General features: G+C 42.3%; 16 protein-coding genes. 9 read left to right on the forward strand and 7 right to left on the reverse strand.

Going from position 1 to position 23,259, the window contains the following annotated elements:
• Positions 1 to 24: 24 nt before the first annotated feature.
• The 5 genes from KFO40_RS11325 (at position 25) to KFO40_RS11345 (ending at position 9,165) form a co-directional block, all read left to right on the forward strand.
• Positions 25 to 3,141, forward strand: coding sequence for a SusC/RagA family TonB-linked outer membrane protein (locus tag KFO40_RS11325; RefSeq protein ID WP_087317666.1), 3,117 nt, complete (start codon positions 25 to 27; stop codon positions 3,139 to 3,141).
• A gap of 19 nt (positions 3,142 to 3,160) precedes the next feature.
• Positions 3,161 to 4,870 carry a RagB/SusD family nutrient uptake outer membrane protein gene (locus KFO40_RS11330; RefSeq protein ID WP_087317665.1) on the forward strand — a complete coding sequence of 570 codons (1,710 nt, stop codon included), beginning with the start codon at positions 3,161 to 3,163 and terminating at the stop codon, positions 4,868 to 4,870.
• A 34-nt stretch (positions 4,871 to 4,904) separates the two neighbouring features.
• Positions 4,905 to 5,846: a hypothetical protein gene (locus tag KFO40_RS11335; protein WP_008024146.1), complete on the forward strand. Its 942-nt coding sequence runs from the start codon at positions 4,905 to 4,907 to the stop codon at positions 5,844 to 5,846.
• 243 nt (positions 5,847 to 6,089) lie between these two features.
• Positions 6,090 to 7,442 carry a sulfatase gene (locus tag KFO40_RS11340; RefSeq protein WP_211146373.1) on the forward strand — a complete coding sequence of 451 codons (1,353 nt, stop codon included), beginning with the start codon at positions 6,090 to 6,092 and terminating at the stop codon, positions 7,440 to 7,442.
• A gap of 37 nt (positions 7,443 to 7,479) precedes the next feature.
• Positions 7,480 to 9,165: an arylsulfatase gene (locus tag KFO40_RS11345; RefSeq protein WP_004322447.1), complete on the forward strand. Its 1,686-nt coding sequence runs from the start codon at positions 7,480 to 7,482 to the stop codon at positions 9,163 to 9,165.
• Between the two features lie 120 nt (positions 9,166 to 9,285).
• On the opposite strand, the gene KFO40_RS11350 is transcribed toward KFO40_RS11345, so the two are convergent.
• Genes KFO40_RS11350 through dut form a run of 5 tightly spaced genes read right to left on the reverse strand, consistent with a single transcriptional unit; the run spans position 9,286 to position 17,424 of the window.
• Positions 9,286 to 13,302 carry a two-component regulator propeller domain-containing protein gene (locus KFO40_RS11350; protein WP_211146374.1) on the reverse strand — a complete coding sequence of 1,339 codons (4,017 nt, stop codon included), beginning with the start codon at positions 13,300 to 13,302 and terminating at the stop codon, positions 9,286 to 9,288.
• 20 nt (positions 13,303 to 13,322) lie between these two features.
• Positions 13,323 to 14,624 (reverse strand): murein hydrolase activator EnvC family protein, encoded by a 1,302-nt coding sequence (locus KFO40_RS11355; protein ID WP_004309528.1) that lies wholly within the window; start codon positions 14,622 to 14,624, stop codon positions 13,323 to 13,325.
• Entirely contained in the window at positions 14,621 to 15,199 is a 579-nt protein-coding gene (locus KFO40_RS11360; protein ID WP_004298193.1) for a DUF4292 domain-containing protein, read from the reverse strand. The genes KFO40_RS11355 and KFO40_RS11360 overlap by 4 nt, the downstream gene beginning before the upstream one ends.
• Complete coding sequence (locus KFO40_RS11365) at positions 15,196 to 16,968, reverse strand: tetratricopeptide repeat protein (RefSeq protein WP_022200118.1); 1,773 nt, start codon at positions 16,966 to 16,968, stop codon at positions 15,196 to 15,198. Before KFO40_RS11365 ends, KFO40_RS11360 begins: the two co-directional genes overlap by 4 nt.
• Before the next feature lie 24 nt (positions 16,969 to 16,992).
• Positions 16,993 to 17,424, reverse strand: a complete 432-nt coding sequence (gene dut / locus KFO40_RS11370; RefSeq protein WP_004307331.1) for a dUTP diphosphatase — start codon at positions 17,422 to 17,424, stop codon at positions 16,993 to 16,995.
• 124 nt (positions 17,425 to 17,548) lie between these two features.
• Between dut and KFO40_RS11375 the strand changes: the two genes are divergently transcribed.
• Entirely contained in the window at positions 17,549 to 18,895 is a 1,347-nt protein-coding gene (locus KFO40_RS11375) for a deoxyguanosinetriphosphate triphosphohydrolase (RefSeq protein ID WP_004307333.1), read from the forward strand.
• On the opposite strand, the gene KFO40_RS11380 is transcribed toward KFO40_RS11375, so the two are convergent.
• Together KFO40_RS11380 and KFO40_RS11385 are read right to left on the reverse strand one after the other, a co-directional pair.
• Positions 18,867 to 19,883 carry a GNAT family N-acetyltransferase gene (locus KFO40_RS11380; protein ID WP_022200119.1) on the reverse strand — a complete coding sequence of 339 codons (1,017 nt, stop codon included), beginning with the start codon at positions 19,881 to 19,883 and terminating at the stop codon, positions 18,867 to 18,869. The genes KFO40_RS11375 and KFO40_RS11380 overlap by 29 nt on opposite strands.
• 26 nt (positions 19,884 to 19,909) lie before the next feature.
• A complete protein-coding gene (locus tag KFO40_RS11385; protein ID WP_195366289.1) occupies positions 19,910 to 20,728 on the reverse strand; it encodes a 1-acyl-sn-glycerol-3-phosphate acyltransferase in 819 nt (272 codons plus the stop codon).
• Between the two features lie 258 nt (positions 20,729 to 20,986).
• Between KFO40_RS11385 and KFO40_RS11390 the strand changes: the two genes are divergently transcribed.
• The 3 genes from KFO40_RS11390 (at position 20,987) to rsmH (ending at position 23,256) form a co-directional block, all read left to right on the forward strand.
• Positions 20,987 to 21,490 carry an RNA polymerase sigma factor gene (locus KFO40_RS11390; RefSeq protein ID WP_004315377.1) on the forward strand — a complete coding sequence of 168 codons (504 nt, stop codon included), beginning with the start codon at positions 20,987 to 20,989 and terminating at the stop codon, positions 21,488 to 21,490.
• Positions 21,491 to 21,884: 394 nt separating this feature from the next.
• A complete protein-coding gene (gene mraZ / locus KFO40_RS11395) occupies positions 21,885 to 22,355 on the forward strand; it encodes a division/cell wall cluster transcriptional repressor MraZ (protein ID WP_004315379.1) in 471 nt (156 codons plus the stop codon).
• Positions 22,342 to 23,256 (forward strand): 16S rRNA (cytosine(1402)-N(4))-methyltransferase RsmH, encoded by a 915-nt coding sequence (gene rsmH / locus KFO40_RS11400; protein ID WP_087317660.1) that lies wholly within the window; start codon positions 22,342 to 22,344, stop codon positions 23,254 to 23,256. The genes mraZ and rsmH overlap by 14 nt, the downstream gene beginning before the upstream one ends.
• The last annotated feature ends 3 nt before the right edge of the window (positions 23,257 to 23,259 follow it).

Genomic DNA, 23,259 nt, shown 5'->3' on the forward strand with positions numbered 1-23,259 from the left:
AAAACTATTTAATAGATAGAAAACATGAAAAAGATAATAATATTATTCATATGCTTAACCAGCTCCATCTGGCATGTCTGTGCACAAACCAAAGTTAGCGGAATTGTTAAAGATGCCCAAGGAATGGAGATGATTGGCGCTACTGTCCTTCAGAAAGGGACTAATAATGGAATAGTGACTGGTTTGGATGGAAAATTTACTCTTACATTGTCCAACGAAGCAGAGCAAACACTTCTTATCTCAATGATCGGCTTTATAGAACAATCTATTGCCATAAAAAAGAATCATCCTTTTATCAATATCACCTTGGAAGAAGACATTGCACAATTAGATGAAGTTGTTGTGGTGGGATATGGAACACAGAAAAAAGTATCTCTGACCGGTTCAATTTCTAATGTCGGAACTGAAGACTTGAAAAGCATGCCTGTATCAAGTGTCACAAACGCTTTAGGTGGCCGCATCCCGGGACTAGTAACCCGACAAGAGAGCGGACGTCCCGGCGGTGATCAGGCTACGATGTTTGTTCGTGGTCGTGCTTCATTGAACGACTCTAGCCCCTTAGTACTGATTGACGGGGTAGAACGACCTATGGCGCAAATCGACCCTGATGATATTGAAACTATCTCCGTGTTAAAGGATGCTTCTGCAACAGCCGTATACGGTGTACGAGGAGCCAATGGTGTGATATTGGTAACTACCCGGAGAGGTCGTGAAGGAGAAACTCAAATTTCTTTCTCATCTGAATTTGGTGTTACTTCCTTCAATCGCATATCCCAAACCCTAAATTCAGAATCCGTTTCAAGATTCATGCGTGAGGGTGCTATCAATGATGGCTTTGACCCTTCCGATACCGGTAATACTCGCGGCCTTTTCCTGTCAGAATATGACAACTATCTATATCGTACCCAGAAAAGTCCGTTTACACACCCGGACAATGACTTTGTAGATATGTTTACGAAAAATGGTCTCCAACAGAAATACAATGTAAACCTATCCGGCGGAAATAAAACAGTACGTTACTTCGTCTCTGTGGGATACTTCACTCAAACCGGTATGTTTGAGACAGACGTAGACAAAATTAAAGAACATGAGACAATACAAGCTCTTTTAGCAGCCTCACCCGATGTAGCAAAAGGCTTATACAAAGAAGGTTATAATTCGGAATATAAGTACAGTAGGCTCACCACTCGTTCGAATATCGATATCAATCTAACTGAAGATTTCAAGGTATCCGTGAATCTTGCTTATCGTTTCGGAAGTCAGAACCGCCCCTATGGCTATGATGCTGACGGACAGGAAGCACTGCGCCTGTTCGGCATGTTCTATCGCAATTCTCCTCAAGCATTCCCAATCTTAAACGCGAATGGAACTTATGCCGCCGCCGATGGTATATGGAGACAGAATCCACTCGTGACATTATGCTATTCAGGTTTTTTTCTTGATTTCAATAATAAACTTGAGACAGATTTTGCATTCAAGTATAACCTAAGAAAACTGTTAAAAGGATTAAGTATAGACGGAAAATTCTCTTACGATGCAGGCTGGAGCAATAACCGAAGCATACAGCAGCGTCCCAATATCTATCAATATAATCCTGTAAACGGAACTTATAAACAAGGGCTTGAAATGGTGTTGCCAACAAAAGCCACCAATAAAACGGCAGCTACACATCGCAAGTATGCTGAAGCGGCAGTTCGTTATAAACAATCCTTCTCCGGGCATAATATATCCGGACTGGTACTTTATAATATGAGTTACACTTCCACTCCCGGTGGACGCTATTCTTATGTACCTCATATCTATCAGGCTTTAGTAGGACGTGTGAACTATGATTATGAGAATCGCTATCTATTCGAAGTTAACGCAGGCTATAACGGCTCAAACCGTTTTGCGGAAGGACACCGTTATCAGCTCTTTCCTGCAGCATCAGTGGGATGGGTACTGACTAACGAACCTTTCTTTAAAGAAAACCCTATCTTAAGTTTTACTAAACTACGCTTCTCTTATGGTGAAGTTGGTAATGACAAGCTGGGAGGTTTCTCTTACTATTATCGTTCAGGATACGATGAAGGACTAGGCTACACTTTTGGAGAGACACATAATCCTGCGATTAAAGGTCTGATTCAAGGAAAAAGCGCCAATGAAAATATCACATGGGAAGTTGCACGGAAATATAACTTAGGACTTGAGACCAAATGGTTGAAAGATAAAATATCTGCCAGTATCGACTTTTTTAAAGAGCGTCGTAGTAATATCCTATGTGAACCGGAAAGATATTCTCAAGCAGCCGGTTCAAACGGATTGGCTCCCATAAACTATGGTGTCGTAACAAATCAGGGATATGATTTGGAAATAGGCTATCAAGATCAAAAAGGAGATTTCGGATATTCCATAAAAGGGATTTATGGATATGCACACAATGAAATTGTAGAGAAAAGTGAATCTGTAAAGCCCTATGCCTATATGTCACAAACGGGAAATCCTATCGGACAGTTTATCGGCTATATTTCCGACGGTTTCTTTAGTTCTTATGAAGACGTAGCAAGTTCTCCCGTTCAATTCGGACAAGTAAGCCGACCTGGAGATATTAAATATAAAGACTTGAATCATGATGGAGTGATCGATTCTAACGACCAAGCTCCTATCGGCTATAATCCGGTACCCGAAATGACTTTCTCTCTTGCTGCCGGTTTGAACTGGAAAGGAATTGATTTTAGTATATTGCTTCAGGGAGCTGCCCGTTCATCCATCTATCTGCAACAGGATATTGCATGGGATAATTTCTGGGGTAATTATTACGAAGAGCATATCGGAAGATGGACACCAGAAACAGCAGCAACAGCAACGTACCCACGTTTCACTAAGGCAGCCACTGCCGCGCATCCTAATTATTATAAATCTGACTATTGGTTGAAAGATTCCAAATACTTGCGTCTGAAAAACATTCAGTTAGGTTACACTATACCTCGCAAACTATTGAAAAAATTCGGAGTACGTTCACTTAGAGTATATGCGAATGCCTACAATCTCTTTACATGGGATAACGTAAAGAAGGTAGACCCTGAATCATCGAACAATAGTAATGGACAATTCTATCCACAACAAAAAGTAATAAATTTTGGTATCAACCTGAATTTCTAATGTTTGAAATGAATAATTTATGAGAAAACTATTTATATCCTTTGTAACGGCTGTCCTGCTTGCCAGTTGTAGTGCAGATAGCCTGATGAAAGAAACCGAACTGGATCTTACGGATACAGAGAAAGTTTATTCGGACATTACATTGACCCGCAAAGTTGCATACGACTTGTATGCACGTATGCGCATGGGGAGAGACCGCCTTGGCAGTTTTGGTTTTTTGGCAAACATTGGTGGTTCGCCTTGTATGCTTGACAACGCAACAGACGATGGAGCCGGAAATACAACCCGTGCCGGAGGGGCAGTTATTCCCGAACTCGAGAAATTTATCAAAGGGGGAATTGATGCTTCCAAAGGTTTGATTGGCGGTGACCATCCATGGATATTCTACTATAAGGCCATCCGCTCTGCAAACACATTCCTGAACAACGTAGACCGTTCACCATTGGAGGATGCAGAGAAGATTTCCCTGAAAAACCAAGTACGCTTTCTGCGTGCATTGTATCACCACGAACTGTTTCGTTTCTACGGAGCATTAGTAATCGGAGACAAAGAACTCGATCCGTTGCTTTATGACGAAATCAAACGTGAATCGTTAGAAACCACAGTCCGTTGGATTGCTAATGAATTCAAAGAACTTGCAGAGCCGGGAGTATTGCCCGACAAATACGATGCAGCAGATTACGGAAGAGCTACCCGGGGAGCAGCCCTAGGCTATCTGGCACGCACATTACTTTATGCAGCAAGTCCTTTACACAATGCGTCCGGAGTAACTTGGAGAGAAGCGGCTGATGCTGCCTACGATATGATTGAATATGCTGACAATGGAGATTTCTATCGTTTATATGAAGATCCGACCACTCCCGAAAAAAGCTACACACGATTATTCAATACCCGTGCCAATGGTGAGGTAATCATGGGATTTCTCCGTGCACCGGCAAATGACCTTTACGGAATGATGCCTGCCTTTGACCCCTGGAATGTAAATAAAGAACTACTGACTTGTCCGAACCAATGGCTGGTAGACTGTTATGATATGCTCGACGGCTCACAGCCCATTCTCGGTTACGAATCAAATACGAAAGCTATTATTAACCCGAACTCCGGTTACAATGAAAATTCTCCTTATGCTAACAGGGATCCCCGTTTGGCACAGAGTATTCTATGTGATGGTGCTACCTGGCCTTTAGTCAACGGTAAGCCAGCTACAATAGACCTGTCAAAATCATATAGATGGGGAAGCGGATACTTCCTGACAAAGTTCCTGGATGACCGTATCGATCATCGAAAAGGTGGTACCACTTACATGGACTTTCCAATGATGAGATATGCAGAAATCCTGCTCGATTATGCAGAAGCCGAGAATGAGGCTGAAGATACGAATACAGCCAGAGAAAAAGCAATAGCCCAGCTTAACAGGATACGTCGTCGTGCCGGTATCACGACAGACTTACTGGCCGCAGATTATAATCAGGCAACCCTTCGGGAACGCATACGCAAAGAACGCCGTGTAGAACTTTGTTTTGAAGATCATCGATTCTTTGATATAAGAAGATGGCTGATAGCAAAAGATGTAATGAGGTTACCGGCTGTCGGAATAAAGAAAATTAACGGTGAATATCAACGGGTAACTTTAGACACACGTAATTATAACGAGCGCATGAACTTGGCTCCAATACCACAGGATGAAGTTAATAACTGCCCGAATATCTACCAGAATCCAGGATACTAATCTAAATAGAATGTTTACTTAAAAAAATAAAGTCATGAAAACAAATAGTATAATTGCATTAATTCTGTCAATCAGTTTATTTGGATTATTCGGTTGTGCAGATAAATATGAAGTTGATTATGAAGCACCTGTCAAGATTGAATTTACAGGTGTCGATCAAAACAATAGAGTGTCATTAGAGAAAGGAGTTGCAGAATACACAGCAACTGTTAAAGTTCAGGGAGAGATCATGAGTTTTGAAATTTATCAGGCAGACTCCAAGACTGGAATACAAGGGAGCCTGATAGAAGAAACTGCCCGGTCATTTGAAGACGGAACCGCTAATTACGAGACAACTTACAAGTTTACTTCTTTAAAAGAGAATGCCTGTATTACAGTAGTCGTTTTAGGTACCGACGGTAATACTTACCAACGTAAGTTATTGGTAGAGATTACTCCTTCCGTTTTATTCTCCGATCCGGATTATGGAAAAGATGGAGAAATAGTAGAGACAGCTTCGGCTTATTATGGTTGTTACTATGCAACATGGCTTCTTGGACGCACCTATATGGCTGCTGATGCCATGAAATATGCAAACGAAGTAGATTTCTCACTCGGAGATGTTATCTTGTCTCCGGGAAGTGAAGCAGTACCTGCTCTTGTTTCACCTGCTAAAAGAAGTGAGTATGGTTTGATGACAATTAATGGTTTACAACACACATTATTTGCTGAAACCTCTTTATCACAAGCAGAATTTAATGCAATCTCCCAAGTAGATGCAACTCCGATAGAAAATCTGGCAGATCCAACCTCCGAAGTCTTAGCTATTCAGGCAGATAAAGTTTACCTGTTCAAAACTGCCAATGGAAAGAAAGGATTGATTTACATACAAAAAATAACAGCAAAAACTGGTACTATCGAAGTCTCACCGGATAATTGGGTAGAAAACACTAAATACTCATGGGTACAATTACTGACTAAAACCGTGGCGAAGTAAAGCTCCCATTCAAGATACTTTCTCCAATGATCGTATTATCATAGAATAATTAGAAGAATAGAGAAGTTTTCGGTTTCTACGAGCTTCTCTATTCGTGTTTTCTCAATAGAAGAAAGAAGAAATCTATCATTCTACCATTTTTTTTCCTTTATTGATTAGTATTTTTCCTTCCTTCTCTGATATCTTCCCTACTTTTGCGAAAAGTCATCATGAAAAACTAAAGTTAATTAAATCACAATAATTATGAATCTGAAAAAACATTTACCCTGGCTGGGAGCCTTACTCCCCATTGCTAACACACAAGCAGAAACAAAACCTAATGTAGTAATTATCTATATCGATGATATGGGTATCGGTGACATAGGTTGTTATGGAGGCAAATTCGCTCCTACACCTAATATTGACAGGCTAGCACAAGACGGGTTATTATTCAACCAGTATTATTCTTCTGCGCCGGTTAGTTCTCCGTCTCGCTGTGGATTGACCACAGGTCTCTTTCCTCTTGAAGTGGGAATCAACACTTTCCTGAACGACAAAGCTGCTAATAAGAGATGCGAACAACGTAATTTCCTTGATGATAAGTTACCCTCCATGGCACGTGCTTTCCAAAATGCAGGTTACTCAACAGGACACATCGGAAAATGGCACATGGGAGGCGGACGCGACGTACATAACGCTCCTTCTATTAAGAATTACGGTTTTGACGAATACATATCAACCTACGAAAGCCCGGACCCGGAACCAGCAATCACTGCTACCAAATGGATCTGGTCGGATAAAGACAGTGTAAAACGTTGGAGACGTACCGAATACTTTGTAGACAAAAGTATTGAGTTTGTAAAAAAGCATAAAGGCGAACCTTTCTTCCTAAACCTATGGCCGGATGATATGCATACCCCTTGGGTACCGGAATTCAAACAAAAGGAAAGAAAAAGCTGGGAAACACAAGAAGCATTTGCTCCTGTACTTGCAGAAATGGACAAACAACTCGGACGTTTCATCAAAACCCTGGATGAGTTGGGAGTGGGAGAAAATACAATCATTATTTTCACTAGCGACAATGGTCCTGCACCCAGCTTTAAATCTGTACGTTCCGCTTATTTGAGAGGTACTAAAAATAGTCTTTATGAAGGGGGAATCCGTATGCCGTTCATCGTTAGATATCCAAAGAAAATTAAAGCCGGACAGGTAAATAACGAGTCTGTATTATGCGCAGTAGATTTATATCCGACTTTGTGTTCTATAGCCGGAATCAAAACAGAAAAAGGTTACAAAGGCGATGGGCAGAACTACTCAAAAGTTCTTCTCGGTAAATCGGAAGCCAAACGCAAGACCGATTTAATGTGGGACTTCGGACGAAACAAACATTTTGGCTTTCCAGGAAACCCTTATGACAGAAGCCCCCATTTAGCTATACGCAGTGGAAAGTGGAAATTATTAGTGAACGGTGACGGAAGCGATGCGCAACTATATGATATGGAAAAGGATAAGTTCGAAAAGAATAATATCGCAAATGAGCATCCTGATTTGGTTGCAAAGTTGAGCAAGAAAGTATGTAAATGGTTTGAGGAAAACAAAGACAAAGGAAAAGAGTAATACAGTGAAAAACAAATTATAAACCAACATTAAACTTATGAATTCTAAATTTTTACTATTACCAACCGCTTTGATGGTTGCTGGACATTCTGCAGCAGAGGCCAAAGGAAAAAAGTCCGATCAAAGACCCAATATCCTGGTAATTCTTGCAGATGACCTAGGCTATTCTGACCTGGGATGCTACGGTAGTGAAATTCACACACCTAATCTGGACAAACTGGCAAAACAAGGAGTACGCTTCAATCATTTCTATAACACCAGCCGTAGTTGTCCGACGCGTGCTTCCCTGTTGACAGGACTTTATCAACATCAGGCAGGAATCGGACGTATGACCTTCGATGACCACCTGCCGGGTTACCGGGGAACACTCTCACGCAATGCCGTTACCATCGCAGAGGTATTGAAAGAATCAGGATATGCTACCAGCATGGTAGGTAAATGGCACATCGCAGAAACTCCACTACGCAAAGATCAACGCGAATGGCTCGCACATCACGTATATCACGAAACCTATTCTGATCTTTGTCATTATCCGGTAAATCGCGGATTTGATACCCACTATGGTACTATCTACGGAGTAGTAGACTATTTTGACCCATTCAGTCTGGTAGAAGGTGAAGTACCCGTGAAAGAAGTACCCGACGGATATTACATCACACAGGCGCTTTCAGACCGTGCAGTGAAAGAAGTGAAAGAGTATGCCAAAGACGATAAACCATTCTTTATGTACCTGGCTTACACAGCACCACACTGGCCATTGCATGCACTGCCGGAAGATATTGAAAAATATAAGGATACCTATAAAGTTGGCTGGGAAGCTATCCGTAACGCCCGTTACGAACGTCAGAAACAGCTTGGTATATTCCCTAACATGGATAATTTCCTGTCTGATAGACAGTTCAAAGATAAATGGGAAGATAACCCACATGCTGAATGGGATGCTCGTGCCATGGCTGTTCATGCTGCCATGATCGACCGTATGGATCAGGGGATAGGACAAGTTATCGACGCCCTGGAAAAGACAGGACAACTTGAAAATACACTGATTTTATTCCTTTCCGACAATGGATGCAGCAATGAAGATTGTCAGAACTACTCTCCCGGAGAAAATGACCGTCCTGATATGACACGTAAAGGGGAGAAAATGGTTTATCCTCATAACAAAGAAGTGCTGCCTGGCCCGGAAACAACTTATGCTTCACTGGGAGCACGCTGGGCAAACGTAGCCAACACGCCGTTCCGTTTTTGGAAAGCCAAATCTTATGAAGGAGGAATCTGTACTCCAATGATTGCCCACTGGCCAAAAGGTATCAAGAAGAATGTCGGCAAAACGACTCCCGAAATCGGACATGTGATGGACATCATGGCTACTTGTATCGATATGGCAGGCGCTACTTATCCTACCAAATATAAAGGAAATGACATCATTCCATTGGAAGGCAAGAGTCTGGTTCCTATCTTCAAGACCGGACATCGTGAAGGACATGATTATCTTGGATTCGAACATTACAATGAACGTGCATTCCTCTCTAATGACGGTTGGAAACTGGTTCGTCCGGGAGAAAACGCTAAATGGGAATTATACAACCTGAATGAAGACCGGAGCGAAATGCATAATCTGGCAGCACAATACCCTGAAAAAGTAGCTGAAATGACAAAGGCTTATGAAGCATGGGCTAAACGTTGCATGGTAGAGCCTTACCCGGGACAGAAAAAGAAATAAAGCCTACTCAATTAATTAGAAAGTCTACTCGATTAATTATTTTATATTTGACTCCTGTCGGAAAATATCCAATGATATTGCACGACAGGAGTTTTTTTATATGCTTTTATCCCTTCTTTATCAAGCCTCACCTGAAATCGGAGGCTGACCTGTATATTCCTTAGGCAGTACACCATATTGCGCTTTAAAACATTTCGCAAAATAAGAGGAAGAAGTAAATCCTACCTGCACTGCCACTTCTGAAATACGGGTACCGCCCATTATCAGTTCAGCAGCTCTATTCATACGAAGTGTCTTCAAATAATCATTAGGCGACATTCCGGACAAAGCCTTTATCTTCCGATAGAAATTAGAACGGCTCATATTCATCTGTTCAGACAGGGTATCTATCGAGAAGTTCTCATCTGCCAACTGTTCGGCTATCACTCCCTGTATCTTAGCTATAAACTCACAATCCTTTTGAGACATCGCAAAATCCGTTGTCGAAACAGCAACCGTATCTCCTGCCAAGCTCACCATCAATTTATGGAAAGACTGCCTCAACTTCAACAGATTCTCGATCTGCATACGGAGCTGTTTAACAGAGAATGGTTTCTCAACATATACATCCGCTCCACATTCAAGTCCTTCGACTTTAGACTCCAAAGTGGTTTTCGCCGTCAACAAAATAACCGGAATATGTGAATAAGAGATTTCAGACTTCACCTTGCTGCAAAGTTCCAGCCCATCCATCTCCGGCATCATTACGTCACTCACTATCACATCCACATTTTCCTTCGCAAGCACTTCAAGTGCTTCACGACCGTTGGAAGCCCTCAACACACGGAACCATTCCGCCAATGACTCACGAGTCAGATTCAGCAAATCAACATTATCCTCAACCAACAGAACTGTGAACTTCTTTCCAGCATACTCCGAAGAGATCGTTTCAGAAGCATCTGCATGCTCCGGGGATATTTCTACAATATCGCTCGTTTTTTCCGTCTCCCACTCTTTGAACGGAAGAGACAGCATAAACGAAGAACCACCTCCAACATTATCTTCCAGACGCAAATCTCCCTGATGAGCTTCTGCCAAAGATTTCGCAAAAGCCAATCCGATGCCAGTGCCTACTGCTGTGGCCACCTTATCGTCAGGCAGTTGATAGAAAGCCTCAAATATCTTTTGTTTCTGTTCATTTGGTATTCCGGGACCATCATCGTTCACTTGTATCTCATATCCCCCATCAGTGACAAGCAGCTTCAAGTCAATATGCGCATGCGCATATTTGATGGCATTTCCCATCAGATTGACAAGAATCTTACTTAATTTGTCCCTATCCACCGTAGACACCAGCTCTTGTTCAGGCACAGTCAGTTGCAAATCAATACCTTTTAATTCAGCAGGGCTTGTAAACTGATTATAAACGTCACTGACAAGTTCTTTAATATCACTCTTTTTCAAATTCAGATGCAGCGTACCACTCTCCATTTTCTGAAAATCAAGCAATTCATTAGTAATCCCCAGCAGATAATTTACATTCTTATCTATCACAGACAAATACTTGAGATCTTTTCCTTCACGTTCTTTCTCCAATAATTTTTCCAAAGGAAGCCGTATCAAACTAAGCGGAGTACGTATTTCATGCACCAGATTGATGAAAAAGCTAATCTTCGACTTGTAAACTTCCTGTTCCTTGGTAATCTGATATTTTTCCATCCGCCGCTTATATTTGCGTTTAACACGGAGATTCCATCGCCAAGCCATCCAACCGATCCATCCCAACAGCATGAGGACATAAACGAAGTAAGCAAAGGTACTACGCCACCAGGGAGGAGTAATCACCACCTTTAAAGTGATAGTATTCTCATTCCACTGGCGATCATTATTAGAGCCTCTGACTTCGAACAGATACTCACCGGGAGGTAAATTGGTGTAAGAAGCCATATTATTATCAGTATTCAGAATCCACTCCTTGTCCACTCCCCGAAGTATGTAAGAATACCGGTTCTTCCCCGGATCTTCAAAACTAAGAGCGACAAAACGGATGGAGAAACTATTGTTTTCATAAGATAAAGTCACCTTATCAGCCATATAAAGCGGTTTATCCAACTGAAGCAGTTTCTTCACCTCCTGCTCATCGGTTTGATAAGGCAACCGGATATCGGTCACATAAACCGGAGGAATATATTTGTTATCTACAAACTGTTCCGGCTGAAATACATTAAAGCCGTTGATCCCACCAAAATACAATTTTCCTTCGGATGATTTCAATGAAGATCGAGCTATAAACTGATTCCCTTGCAAGCCGTCATTAATCGTGAACTGGCGGAAATGATCTTTGGTAACAGGATTAATCTTAAAGATTCCGGCATTACTGGATACCCAGAAATCACCTCCCTGATCTTGCTCAATCGCATAAATAACCTTGTTAGGTAATAAAGTATTATGCGGATCAAACTCAATGAATCTTTTCTCTTTAGCATCAAAAGAACACAGTCCTCCCCCATTCGTTCCAAACCACATGGTTCCTTTCGCATCTTCAAATAAAGTAATGACCGAATTACTGGTGATCGTAGTCGAATCTTCCCGTTCATGCTGATAATGTTTCCAATGAGCATTCATTGTATTGTAAGAAAACACACCACTATTGGAAGTCGCAATCCAGAGATGATTGTACATATCCTCATAGATATCGACAACAGAAACCATTGAACCGATGCTTGTGATGGTCATAAAGTTATCTCGAACCGGGTCATAACAACACAATCCCCAACTCGTTCCTACATAAATTTCTCCTTTTCGTCCTTTATAAATACACAACACATCGTTGCTACAAATCGTATTGGGGATTCCACGAGAATGAGTATAGGCTTTCACTGCCCCTGTGCGTAAATTGATAACCCGTATTCCTCCGGCATAAGTACCGATCCATAAATAGTCGCCATCCAGCATTAAAGAACGGATGTCATACTTTTGATTTTTAGCTCCTCCTATTGCATAAGGAGAAAGTTCCCGGGTGGCAACATTGAAAAAATACAAACCGCTTTGAGTTCCAATCCAGATATTCCCATCTTTATTCTCACAGAAAGGAGCAACGACCTCCCCCGCTCCCGGCACTCCGGACAGATAGGCAGGCGAATAATAATCAAAACGTTTAGTCTGCTTGGACATATAGTTAATCCCACCCAAATTGGTCAACACCCAAAGAGCCCCTTCGGCATCCCACATCATTCCATTGATAGTCTGGTCACTCAAACTTCTCGGATCGGCCGGATTATCCGCCCGCTGAAATGTGTTTGTATTTTGATCGAATAGATAAAGCCCGTTATCCGTTCCTACCAACAGCTCTTTATCCGTATACTTCAACAAACAATGAACAGCTCCGAAATTAAACGCCGAACCACTGTAATTGTCTATAGCTTCAGTTCGTTCATCCAAACGGCTCAACAGATTACTTCCCGCACCAATCCAAATATCTCCATCGATATTCTGAATACAGTTCACTTTATAACTATCAGAAGCATTTATATCTAATGAGATTTCATACGTCCGGAGAAACTTGCCGTTTTCGTCAAAGCACAAAAGTCCTTCCTGTAAGGAAGATATATAGACCCTCTTCCGATCAGCACTCTGACAGAGGTCCCATACAAAAGACGTCTGAACACTATTTTGAGTCAACACCTCTGTTTTCGGATCATAAATAAAAAATCCCTGGCCCAAAGTCGCAATCCAGATAAGACCATTTTCCGTCTTGATAATCTTTTTAATCTCACTGCTGATATACACATTATACTGCGTCGTTTTATCAAAGTAAGAGAAACGATCGGTATCTCGGTCATAAATATAAAGTCCGGAGTTTGTTCCAACCCAGAGATTCTTGTCCACCTCTATCAAGGCTTCTACAAAATTGTTTTCTAATGAGAACTTTTCGTTGAGAACATTCCGATACACTTTATTGCCCCGCCCGTCATAACGGTTCAGTCCGTCACTGGTACCCAACCAGATAAAGCCATAACTATCTTGAAGGGCGCACCACACGGTATTATGAGACAATCCATCTTCTACCTGATATTTCTTGAACGAAAAATAAGGAGACGCGGATAGTGTTCCGGTCCAGAAGATCAGTAAGCATATTAGTATTTTAGTTAACTTCATTCTACGTGTTTTTTATTCAATTATCGGTTCAGCCAAGGTTCAGGATTCAACTTTTCTTTCTCCCTACGCAACTGGAAGTGCAATACCGTCCGTCCATTATCCGTGCCGTCAGAAAAAACCTGACCGATAGATTGCTTCGTCTTCACCGTATCACCGGCTTTGACAGAGGCAGAAGAAAGATTGCAATAAACAGAAATATAATTGCCATGACGAATGAGGACATTAAATAATCCGTTCAATTGGAACACAGCCGCCACCTTCCCATCAAAAATGGCACGCGCCTGTGCACCCGGTTTTCCCTGAATATCAATACCCTTGTTATCCAGTTTCACATTGCGCAAACCCTCTACGGCATATTGTCCGTAACGGCTGGTGATAATATAAGCGCCGGATATAGGCATTGGCAATTTCCCGCGATTCGCGGCAAAGTTACCCGACAATTCCCGATCCGCCTTACTCATGGTATAAGCCTCAAGAGGTTTCGATTTAGCAGCCGTTTCCGTTGCAGCAGATTTTCCCTCCTTGCTTTCCTCTTTCTTACGGGCAGCCGCTTCACGACGAGCTTCTTCCTGCGCACGCTTACGGGCACGCTCTATTTCTTCCGCAATTAATTTATCGATGCGGGCATTCAGCAGATTGGCTTCCCTGCGTTTTTTATTTATCTCATTCTGCAATCCTTTCTGCTTCTTTTGCAGATTAGTCACTAACGTACGTTTCTCTTTTTCCTGCTCTTCCAACTTCACCTTTTCGCTCTCACGTTCTTGCAGCAGGTTCTCTTTGGCGGCTTTCACTTGCTGACGTTCCGCTTTCTTCTTGCGTATCTGCTCCTGTTTCTTTAGGATTTCTTCCCCTTGCAGACGTTGATAAGTGGCATATTCACGAACATATCGCATACGCCGATAAGTCTGCCCCAGATTCTTTGCCGAAAAAATAAACATGAGCTTCTCCTCTATCGACTTATTCTTATACAAGTACTGGACAGAAGCTTCATATTTCTTCTTTTTATCTTTCAAATCCTTCTCCAGCCCGTGCAACTGGCGCTCCAATGAAGCCAACTCACGCTGGATAGCCTCCACATCATTGTTGATAGCCATGATATAGCGTTTCCGCTCTTCAATCTGTCCGGTCAACACAGCCAGACTATTCAACTGGCTTCCCACATCTTTCTTTGTATCCTTCAATATAGATTCCGATTCGGCAATCTGTTTTTGCAGCGCACCGCGTTTACTTTCCAGCTCACGAATCAACTTGTTCGATTGAGCGAAAAGAGGAACTGCCAACCAAAGGCAACTGATTAGAATAACAAAGAAACGTTTCATCATAATAAAGCTACCAGCATTTTTACTAATTCTTCCAAGGGAATCTGGTTGTATTTGGACGTCAGTTCCGTCGGAGTTATCGAAAACTCTTGTGTGGAGAACTCATAAAGTTGGACTTTTGCCTTTTCTAATGAAGGAATTCCTATATCTTTTCCTGTCAGCTCTGTCTTTCCACCAGGAAGAGAGGCATCCATCAATATCTTTTCCAAACGGGAAAACTCCACATTCTTCGACAATACATTTTTCAATTCAGCTTTAGTGGCACGAACAAAGCGTTTATTCATCCTGTCTACCAATAAAACTTCGTCGGGAGTAACTTCTATACGTGCCACTTCTGTACGCAGAATAGGCATCAATAAGGAGATTTGTACCCGCTCATGAGTTTTCATCTTCATGGTTCCCCCTACAGACATGCTTCCCTTCTTGCCGGGAATAGTCAACTGAAGCTTGGAAGCCAGGTAACTGGATGTCGGAGCCTTTGTCGAAGTCTTAGTTTCCGAAGTTGCCAAGTGCTTCGAACTCTTACAGCCGGCCAACACCACTACCACCAACAACAGTAGATAAATGATTCTTTTCATTCCGCAATATATTTCTTCTTCTCTATTTTCTGTTTCAACGTTTTCGACTCGCTACCCATTTCCAGTGCCTTCTTCCAATATTTCAACGCACCTTCCACATCGCCGGTCATAAAATAAATATCTCCGCAATGCTCCACAATCACATCACTCTTCTCGCCGTCGTTCTTCATTGCATTGTCAATATAGATACGGGCTTCGGCATAGTTTCCCTTTTCAAAAAGAATCCATGCATAAGTATCGAGATAGGTCGAATTATTAGGTTCGGCTTTCACCGTTTTGTAACTCATCTCCTCCGCCTTGTCCAAGTCACGACGTTCCACAGACAGATAATAAGCATAATTATTTAATGCGCCAATATTGGAAGGATTATATACCAAAGCCGAATCGTAAGCAGCATAAGCCTCCGTCATTTGTTTCTTGGTATGATAAATATCCCCCATGATAGAATAAAAATCTGAAATGACTTCTTTTCTGGTATCGGGAGTTATATGTTCCAATGCTCTATTACAAACACTCAATACACTATCTCCCTGTTCTGCCTGATGATAAGCGATAGCCAGATAATAATAAAGTTCCAACGCATCCGGAGTAGCTTCAATGCCCGGTTCGCAGACCTTGATAATTTGCTTGTAATCTTCCTTTTTCACCGCCGCGCTAACCAGCATCAGACGGGCAGCCTTATTGGTAGGATCCAGATCAACCACCTGCTCCAATACCGGCACAGCCTCCTGTTCCATATTCTTCGACAACAGGTATTGAGAATAAAGCATCGGTATCTGCGGATCATCCATATCCTGCTTCATCATCCGGTCAAATAAGGCAATCACCTGAGTGCTATCTTTAGCGGACGACTGTTCATTTTCCGCAATCACCTGTCTCATGACACTGATTTTAGTATCAGAAGTCACCTTTTTGTTCAATAACAACGTATCCAGTTGCTGTTGATACAATTCTTTCTGCCCGGTCTGTTCATAGTAAGAAGCCATCGAGAAGAGAGCCATCGGATTATCAGGCTCTACAGCCAGTACCTTCTGGTATGCATCATAAGCTTCCTGCTTTTTCCCGTTCTGAAGATATACATCTCCCAGTATCACCTGATAACGCATATCCATCGGATATTCCTGTACCAGACTTTCTATTTCCTGAAATGCCTTCTTATCATCTTTCATCTGAAGATAAATCCGGAATTTCTCCATAGACAGCTGCTCATTCTTACCCAAACGTTTCTCTAAACGATTCAATGTAGAAATGACATCATTATACTTCTCCTGGCGACTGTAAATATCAAGAAGGCTGAACAAAGGGTCCTGTTTCGACGGGAAACGGGTCACCATCTTCTCAAGCAAAGCCGCAGCCTTATCCAATTCATTTTGTTGCTGGTACAAACTGACCAATCCCTGACTATACCAATAGTTATCAGGCGCAAAAGCCACTGCCTGCTCCAAAGCAACCTGACCTTGCGGCACCTGGCGAAGGAACATATAATATTGCGATATTTCATAAAGCGCAGAAGAAGCAGTGGGGTTGATATCCAGACAATGCTGTAGCAATCCAAATGCCGCATCATACTCATTCTTTCCTTTCATCCGCATGGCTTCTAAAAAGAAGTAGTCATATTTACGCTGTTGTTCAGCAGAAAGCAATGTTTCCTTCATCAAAGAAGCTCCATCTGCTTTCGCTGTTGTTTTTGCTGTACGCACAGACCGGATTCCCCCACATGAAGTGAGCATCAATACCGTCACGAACAGCCATCCTATTTTTATCTTCATTCTATTTTCTCCATTAAGCATTCATCATACTCCGGTATGTCCGAAACCACCGGCTCCCCGTTCTGTTTCATCCAGCACCTCTACTTCCTGCCATGCAGGCTGTTCGTGCTTCGCTATCACCATCTGCGCGATACGTTCACCGTCTTCAATCACAAACGTTTCAGAGGAGAGATTGACTAAAATGATACAAACTTCCCCACGATAATCCGCATCAATCGTACCCGGAGAATTGAGCACCGTAATTCCTTTCTTGATCGCCAGTCCGCTACGTGGACGAACTTGTGCCTCAAATCCCTTCGGCAAGGCAATATATAGTCCTGTCGGCACCAGACAACGTTGCAACGGTTCCAGTGTGATAGGTTCAGAAAGATTAGCACGGATATCCATTCCTGCGGACAATTCAGTGGCATAAGCCGGAAGCGGATGCTTCGATTTATTGATAACTTGAATATTCATAAATGCATGTTTACTATTTAACGGGCGAAAATACACATTTTGAACTGAAAAATAGTTAAGTTTGCAGTTAAATAATGTACCTGTAGCCAATTTGCGAATGGTAAACACTAAAATTATAGATAAAATGATGAATTGGAACCAATTAATATCAGCGAAACGTTTCGGAATGGAAGAATTCCATGAGGAACGACAGGAAAACCGATCCGAATTCCAACGGGACTATGACCGTCTTATTTTTTCGGCTCCTTTCCGCAGATTACAGAACAAAACGCAAGTATTCCCTCTACCGGGCAGCGTTTTTGTACACAACCGACTTACGCACAGTCTCGAAGTCGCCAGCGTTGGCCGTTCACTCGGGGACGATGTTGCCAAAGCACTTCTGGAACGTCATCCGGAACTTCAGGATTCTTTCCTGCCGGAGATCGGTTCTATCGTTTCGGCTGCTTGCCTGGCACACGATTTGGGTAATCCGCCTTTCGGTCATTCAGGCGAAAAGGCCATTTCCACTTTTTTCTCTGAAGGGAAAGGAGTTCGCCTGAAAGAGAAACAGCCCAACGGAGAGCAACTTTCTCCGATGGAATGGGAAGATTTAATACATTTTGAAGGAAATGCAAATGCCTTCCGAATACTTACACATCAGTTCGAGGGACGTCGCAAAGGCGGATTCGTTCTAACATACACCACTCTGGCTTCTATCGTAAAATACCCCTTTTCATCGAGCCTTGCAGGAACAAAATCCAAGTTTGGCTTTTTCGTCAGCGAAGAAGAAAGCTTCCGCAAAATTGCAACAGAATTAGGACTGATATTGCTCAACGAACATCCTTTAAAGTATGCACGCCACCCGTTAGTTTATTTGGTTGAAGCGGCAGACGACATTTGCTATCAGATGATGGATATTGAGGATGCATATAAACTGAAGATTCTCACCACAGAAGAGACTAAAGAGCTATTAATGGCCTATTTCAGCGAAGAGCGGCAGGAACATCTCCGAAAAACATTCCTGATTGTTAACGATGTCAACGAGCAAATCGCTTACCTGCGCTCTTCCGTCATCGGTTTATTGATCCGGGAGTGTACCCGTGTCTTTTTAGATCATGAACAAGAAATCCTGTCCGGCACGTTTGAAGGATCACTAATCAAGCGCATAGCCGAGCGTCCGGCAGCAGCCTATAAACACAGCGTCGAAGTATCTATCAATAAAATCTACCGTTCACGGGACGTACTGGATGTTGAACTGGCGGGATTCCGCATCATCAGCACCCTGCTCGAATTGATGATAGATGCCGTAACCTCACCCGAAAAGACTTATTCCAAACTCCTGATCGACCGGGTTTCCAGTCAATACAATATAAAAGCGCCCGTACTCTATGAAAGAATACAGGCGGTACTTGACTATATATCGGGAATGACCGACGTCTTTGCTCTTGATCTTTATCGTAAAATTAACGGGAACAGTCTGCCTGCGGTGTAACCACTTTAGGAGTAAACACCTCTTCCCCTTCACAAGAAGACAATCTCAACGCATCCGGATGGCTTTCAATAAACGTCTGGATGTGTCGAATCCGCTTATCTTCGAGAATTTCGTCTACAGCAATCAGAATACCGGTTTCTTCCACATCACCGAATTCATAATTGATAGCTGTTCCGAACATACGCATAGTAGGGCTTAGGCTCATATATGCATTTACCAACGGAGGAATATTATATCCCAGTTTACGAATTTCACAATTCAATATTTTATAGTCTTCCTTGAAGGAATGCTTGCAAAACAAAGCACTCAGCTCGTCTTCGGAAGTCTCAAGTTTCAGAGGCTCGATCGGAGTGACAAGTTTCTCTTTGTCATAAAAATGTTTCTTAAGGAAATGAAGAATCATATCACGGCCACGACGGTGATAGCTTGGATACATGGTCACTTTGCCAAAGAAATATTTCACATTCGGCATAACAACAGTCAACGCTCCCAATCCATCCCACAGATTATCTAAAGCGAACAATCCTTTACTTCCGGCACGGGTAGACTGATATTCAAGCGTAACGAACGAACGTCCCAACTCAATTGTCTGTGGCAAATATTCTTTAATAAAAGCATCGGAGAAATGAAACATATGGGAAGTAGCCAGAATCGGAGCACCTTTTTCATCAAAACGCACGTCCGTACCAAGCAGATACCGGTAACCACCCAGAATTTCTTCCGCTTCCGGATTCCATACGATCAACTGCTTGTAAGGGTGTTCCATCGTGTCGTATTCATCAATATCCATTGACAGGCCTGTACCTCCACCAGCAGCACGGAAAGCTATTTCACGCAAACGACCAATCTCTCTCATCACATTAGGAGCATTCTGATGAGTAATAATATAAATCTGATTATTACTCTTATTCGTCATTCGTAAGCGTCTGTCTTCCGTCAATTCTGCCTTTAGCAGTTCTTTGCTTACCGGTTTAATAATCTCTTCCATATTCCTTGTTATAGTTGTTCTATCAGTTACAGTTTATAAACAATATCCTTTACGTATTCAGCCCACTGCGCAGGAGTTTTCGATTTATCAAAAGTCTGCCAGGGTATAGGTTTGCCAAAAGTGACAGTAAAAGTTTTGTGGCGATTCTTAAACATTTCATCCGCAAGATACAACATAGCAATGTTAAACTTAATGCCCAGTGCCTTACAAACATTTGCCAGATTGTAAAAGAAGTCAGAATTCCTGCCCCCAAAATGCACGGGTATTACATCACGTTTTGCTTGTATGCTCTTTACTACAAATGTCTTTTTCCATTCCAGGTCGCGAATCACTCCATTCTGACGGCGCGAGCACAGTCCGGCAGGAAACATAATCAGCTGATCGTCGGACTGAAATCCGGCTTCCACCATCTTCGGGAAGTCCTTTGCCTGCTTGCCGGTTTTATTAATAGGTATGCAAAGGGGAGCCAACCCGCGTAGATTCATCAACAAATCATTCACCAGGTATTTCACTTTCCCATCATAGTGCTTTCCTAACACATAACCAAGCGCAACACCGTCCTGTCCGCCTAACGGATGATTGGACACAAAAGTATACAATCCATCCTTAGGCAAGTTCTCAATGCCTTTTACGTCCACTTTCGCATCCAAAAAGCCCATACATGCCTCCAGAAAGTCCACACCCAATCTATCCTTCGACTCATTCAGGAATACATTAATTTCATCCTGATGAACAATTTTCTTCAGATAAGAAACCACGAATTTAGGGATGTACTTATAATGCTTCGGAGCCTTTGTCCGAAGTATCTTATCGACATCAATCAAAAATAAAGAGTCATCAGTCATTCTTTTCAAATAAAAATGATGGCACAAAATTAACGGTTCTTTTTTATTAATCGCAATAATTTGGTAGAAAATGCAGGATTTAAGTTCAGAAGATAAAAAAATACCACCCAAAAACTATCAAAAACAACCTAAAAACTATCCGCGGATAGTTTTCGGGCATAAAAACGTCGGATTTACCCCTATCAGGTTCCAGAAATTCACGTAAACTTGCAACATCGAAAATAACAAACGAATATTCACCTTTAAAAAGCAACACATATGAAAAGTTTAAGCTTCAGAAAAGATTTAGTAGGAGTACAAGATGAATTACTACGCTTCGCTTATAAACTGACAACTGACCGTGAAGAAGCAAACGATTTGTTGCAGGAGACATCATTAAAAGCATTAGATAATGAAGATAAATATACCCCTGATACAAATTTCAAAGGATGGATGTATACCATCATGCGCAACATATTTATAAACAACTACCGCAAGGTAGTCCGCGACCAGACATTCGTCGATCAGACGGATAATCTTTATCATCTGAATTTACCACAGGACGGAAGTTCAGAAAGTACAGAAAGAGCATACGACCTGAAAGAGATGCACCGTGTAGTCAACAAACTCCCCAAAGAATACAGAGTTCCGTTCGCCATGCACGTTTCAGGATTCAAATACCGTGAGATTGCGGAAAAGCTGAACCTCCCGCTAGGCACAGTAAAGAGCCGTATTTTCTTCACACGCCAGAAATTACAGGAAGAATTGAAAGACTTCCGCTAGACCTTAACTATATAAATTGGTGATCTCGAATCACATACTTCTTTAATACAGATTTTCAGTTGTGATAATGATTAAAAGGCAGAAATACTCCGGTATATTCTGCCTTTTCTTTTATTACTAGGATTAGTTGCACGACACCCGGGTGTCGTACAAGTTCCTATTGTATCAAAAAGAAGTCTCCGCTACCACATTATTTAAATTTTACCTATACAGACATTTTTTTCGTTTCACCGTCACAAGCTCCCCACCAGTAAAGCATTCTCAAAGCCGCATCATTTTCAAGCAAATAGACATTTAACATTCTGTTGAAAACTTCTCTGAAAGTTTTTTATGGAAAGTTGTGGGGAATTGTGGGGAATTTCATACTTTTACGGTCGCTTATTATAATAAGGTAATGATACGTTTTTTAGGAAATATTGAAGCCAGGGCGGACGCCAAAGGAAGGGTGTTCATACCCGCTACCTTCAGGAAGCAACTACAAGCAGCTTCCGAAGAGAGGCTTATTATGCGTAAAGACGTATTTCAGGACTGTTTGACCCTGTACCCCGAGAGCGTGTGGAACGAGGAGTTGAACGAGCTTCGCAGCAGGCTGAACAAATGGAACAGCAAACACCAACTCATTTTCAGACAGTTTGTGAGCGACGTTGAAGTGGTGACACCTGACAGCAACGGACGTATATTAATCCCCAAACGATATTTGCAGATTTGCAGCATTCATGGAGATATACGTTTTATCGGCATCGACAATAAGATAGAGATCTGGGCGAAAGAGCGGGCAGAACAGCCTTTCATGTCGCCTGAAGAGTTCGGTGCAGCATTAGAAGAAATTATGAACGATGATAATAGACAAGATGGAGAAAGATGAATTGACATACCATGTACCGGTATTGCTGAAAGAAAGCGTTGACGGGATGAATATCCAACCGGGCGGAACGTATGTAGACGTTACATTCGGAGGAGCGGGACATTCGCGCGAGATACTTTCACGACTCGGAGAAGGCGGACGTTTATTGGGATTCGACCAGGACGAGGACGCCGAACGGAACATTGTCAACGATCCTCACTTCATCTTCGTGCGCAGCAACTTCCGTTACCTGCAAAATTTCCTGCGCTATCACGACATCGAGCAGGTGGATGCAATCCTGGCCGACCTCGGCGTATCGTCCCATCATTTCGATGATAGCGAACGCGGCTTTTCTTTCCGTTTCGACGGAGCGCTGGATATGCGTATGAACAAGCGTGCTGGAATTACGGCAGCAGACATCGTGAATACTTACGAGGAAGAACGTCTTGCAAACCTCTTCTATCTGTACGGAGAGCTGAAGAATAGCCGCAAACTGGCTTCTGTCATCGTTAAAGCCAGAAGCGGGCAGTACATCCGGACTATCGGTGAGTTTCTGGAAATCATCAAACCGCTTTTCGGTCGTGAACGCGAAAAGAAAGAGCTGGCAAAAGTGTTCCAGGCACTGCGGATCGAAGTAAATCAAGAGATGGAAGCGCTGAAAGAGATGTTGCAGGCAGCTACGGAAGCATTAAAGCCGGGCGGCAGACTGGTAGTAATCACTTATCATTCATTGGAAGACCGCATGGTGAAAAACATCATGAAGACGGGCAACGTAGAAGGAAAAGCAGAATCCGACTTCTTCGGAAATCTGCAAACGCCTTTCCGCCTTGTCAATAATAAGGTAATCGTCCCCGACGAGGCAGAAATAGAACGGAACCCACGGTCGAGAAGTGCCAAATTACGAATTGCAGAAAAGAAATAAAAA

It is taken from the genome of Bacteroides sp. 1001302B_160321_D4, assembly GCF_015667765.1.
GTDB lineage: Bacteria > Bacteroidota > Bacteroidia > Bacteroidales > Bacteroidaceae > Bacteroides > Bacteroides xylanisolvens.

Coding starts and splice junctions, on each gene's coding strand:
- KFO40_RS11355 (WP_004309528.1), bottom strand. CDS start 14,624: ATGATGAAACGTTTCTTTGTTATTCTAATCAGTTGCCTTTGGTTGGCA.
- rsmH (WP_087317660.1), top strand. CDS start 22,342: ATGGAGAAAGATGAATTGACATACCATGTACCGGTATTGCTGAAAGAA.
- KFO40_RS11380 (WP_022200119.1), bottom strand. CDS start 19,883: ATGGAAGAGATTATTAAACCGGTAAGCAAAGAACTGCTAAAGGCAGAA.
- KFO40_RS11345 (WP_004322447.1), top strand. CDS start 7,480: ATGAATTCTAAATTTTTACTATTACCAACCGCTTTGATGGTTGCTGGA.
- KFO40_RS11350 (WP_211146374.1), bottom strand. CDS start 13,302: ATGAAGTTAACTAAAATACTAATATGCTTACTGATCTTCTGGACCGGA.
- KFO40_RS11330 (WP_087317665.1), top strand. CDS start 3,161: ATGAGAAAACTATTTATATCCTTTGTAACGGCTGTCCTGCTTGCCAGT.
- KFO40_RS11375 (WP_004307333.1), top strand. CDS start 17,549: ATGATGAATTGGAACCAATTAATATCAGCGAAACGTTTCGGAATGGAA.
- KFO40_RS11335 (WP_008024146.1), top strand. CDS start 4,905: ATGAAAACAAATAGTATAATTGCATTAATTCTGTCAATCAGTTTATTT.
- KFO40_RS11360 (WP_004298193.1), bottom strand. CDS start 15,199: ATGAAAAGAATCATTTATCTACTGTTGTTGGTGGTAGTGGTGTTGGCC.
- KFO40_RS11325 (WP_087317666.1), top strand. CDS start 25: ATGAAAAAGATAATAATATTATTCATATGCTTAACCAGCTCCATCTGG.
- KFO40_RS11385 (WP_195366289.1), bottom strand. CDS start 20,728: ATGACTGATGACTCTTTATTTTTGATTGATGTCGATAAGATACTTCGG.
- KFO40_RS11340 (WP_211146373.1), top strand. CDS start 6,090: ATGAATCTGAAAAAACATTTACCCTGGCTGGGAGCCTTACTCCCCATT.
- KFO40_RS11365 (WP_022200118.1), bottom strand. CDS start 16,968: ATGAAGATAAAAATAGGATGGCTGTTCGTGACGGTATTGATGCTCACT.
- mraZ (WP_004315379.1), top strand. CDS start 21,885: ATGATACGTTTTTTAGGAAATATTGAAGCCAGGGCGGACGCCAAAGGA.
- KFO40_RS11390 (WP_004315377.1), top strand. CDS start 20,987: ATGAAAAGTTTAAGCTTCAGAAAAGATTTAGTAGGAGTACAAGATGAA.
- dut (WP_004307331.1), bottom strand. CDS start 17,424: ATGAATATTCAAGTTATCAATAAATCGAAGCATCCGCTTCCGGCTTAT.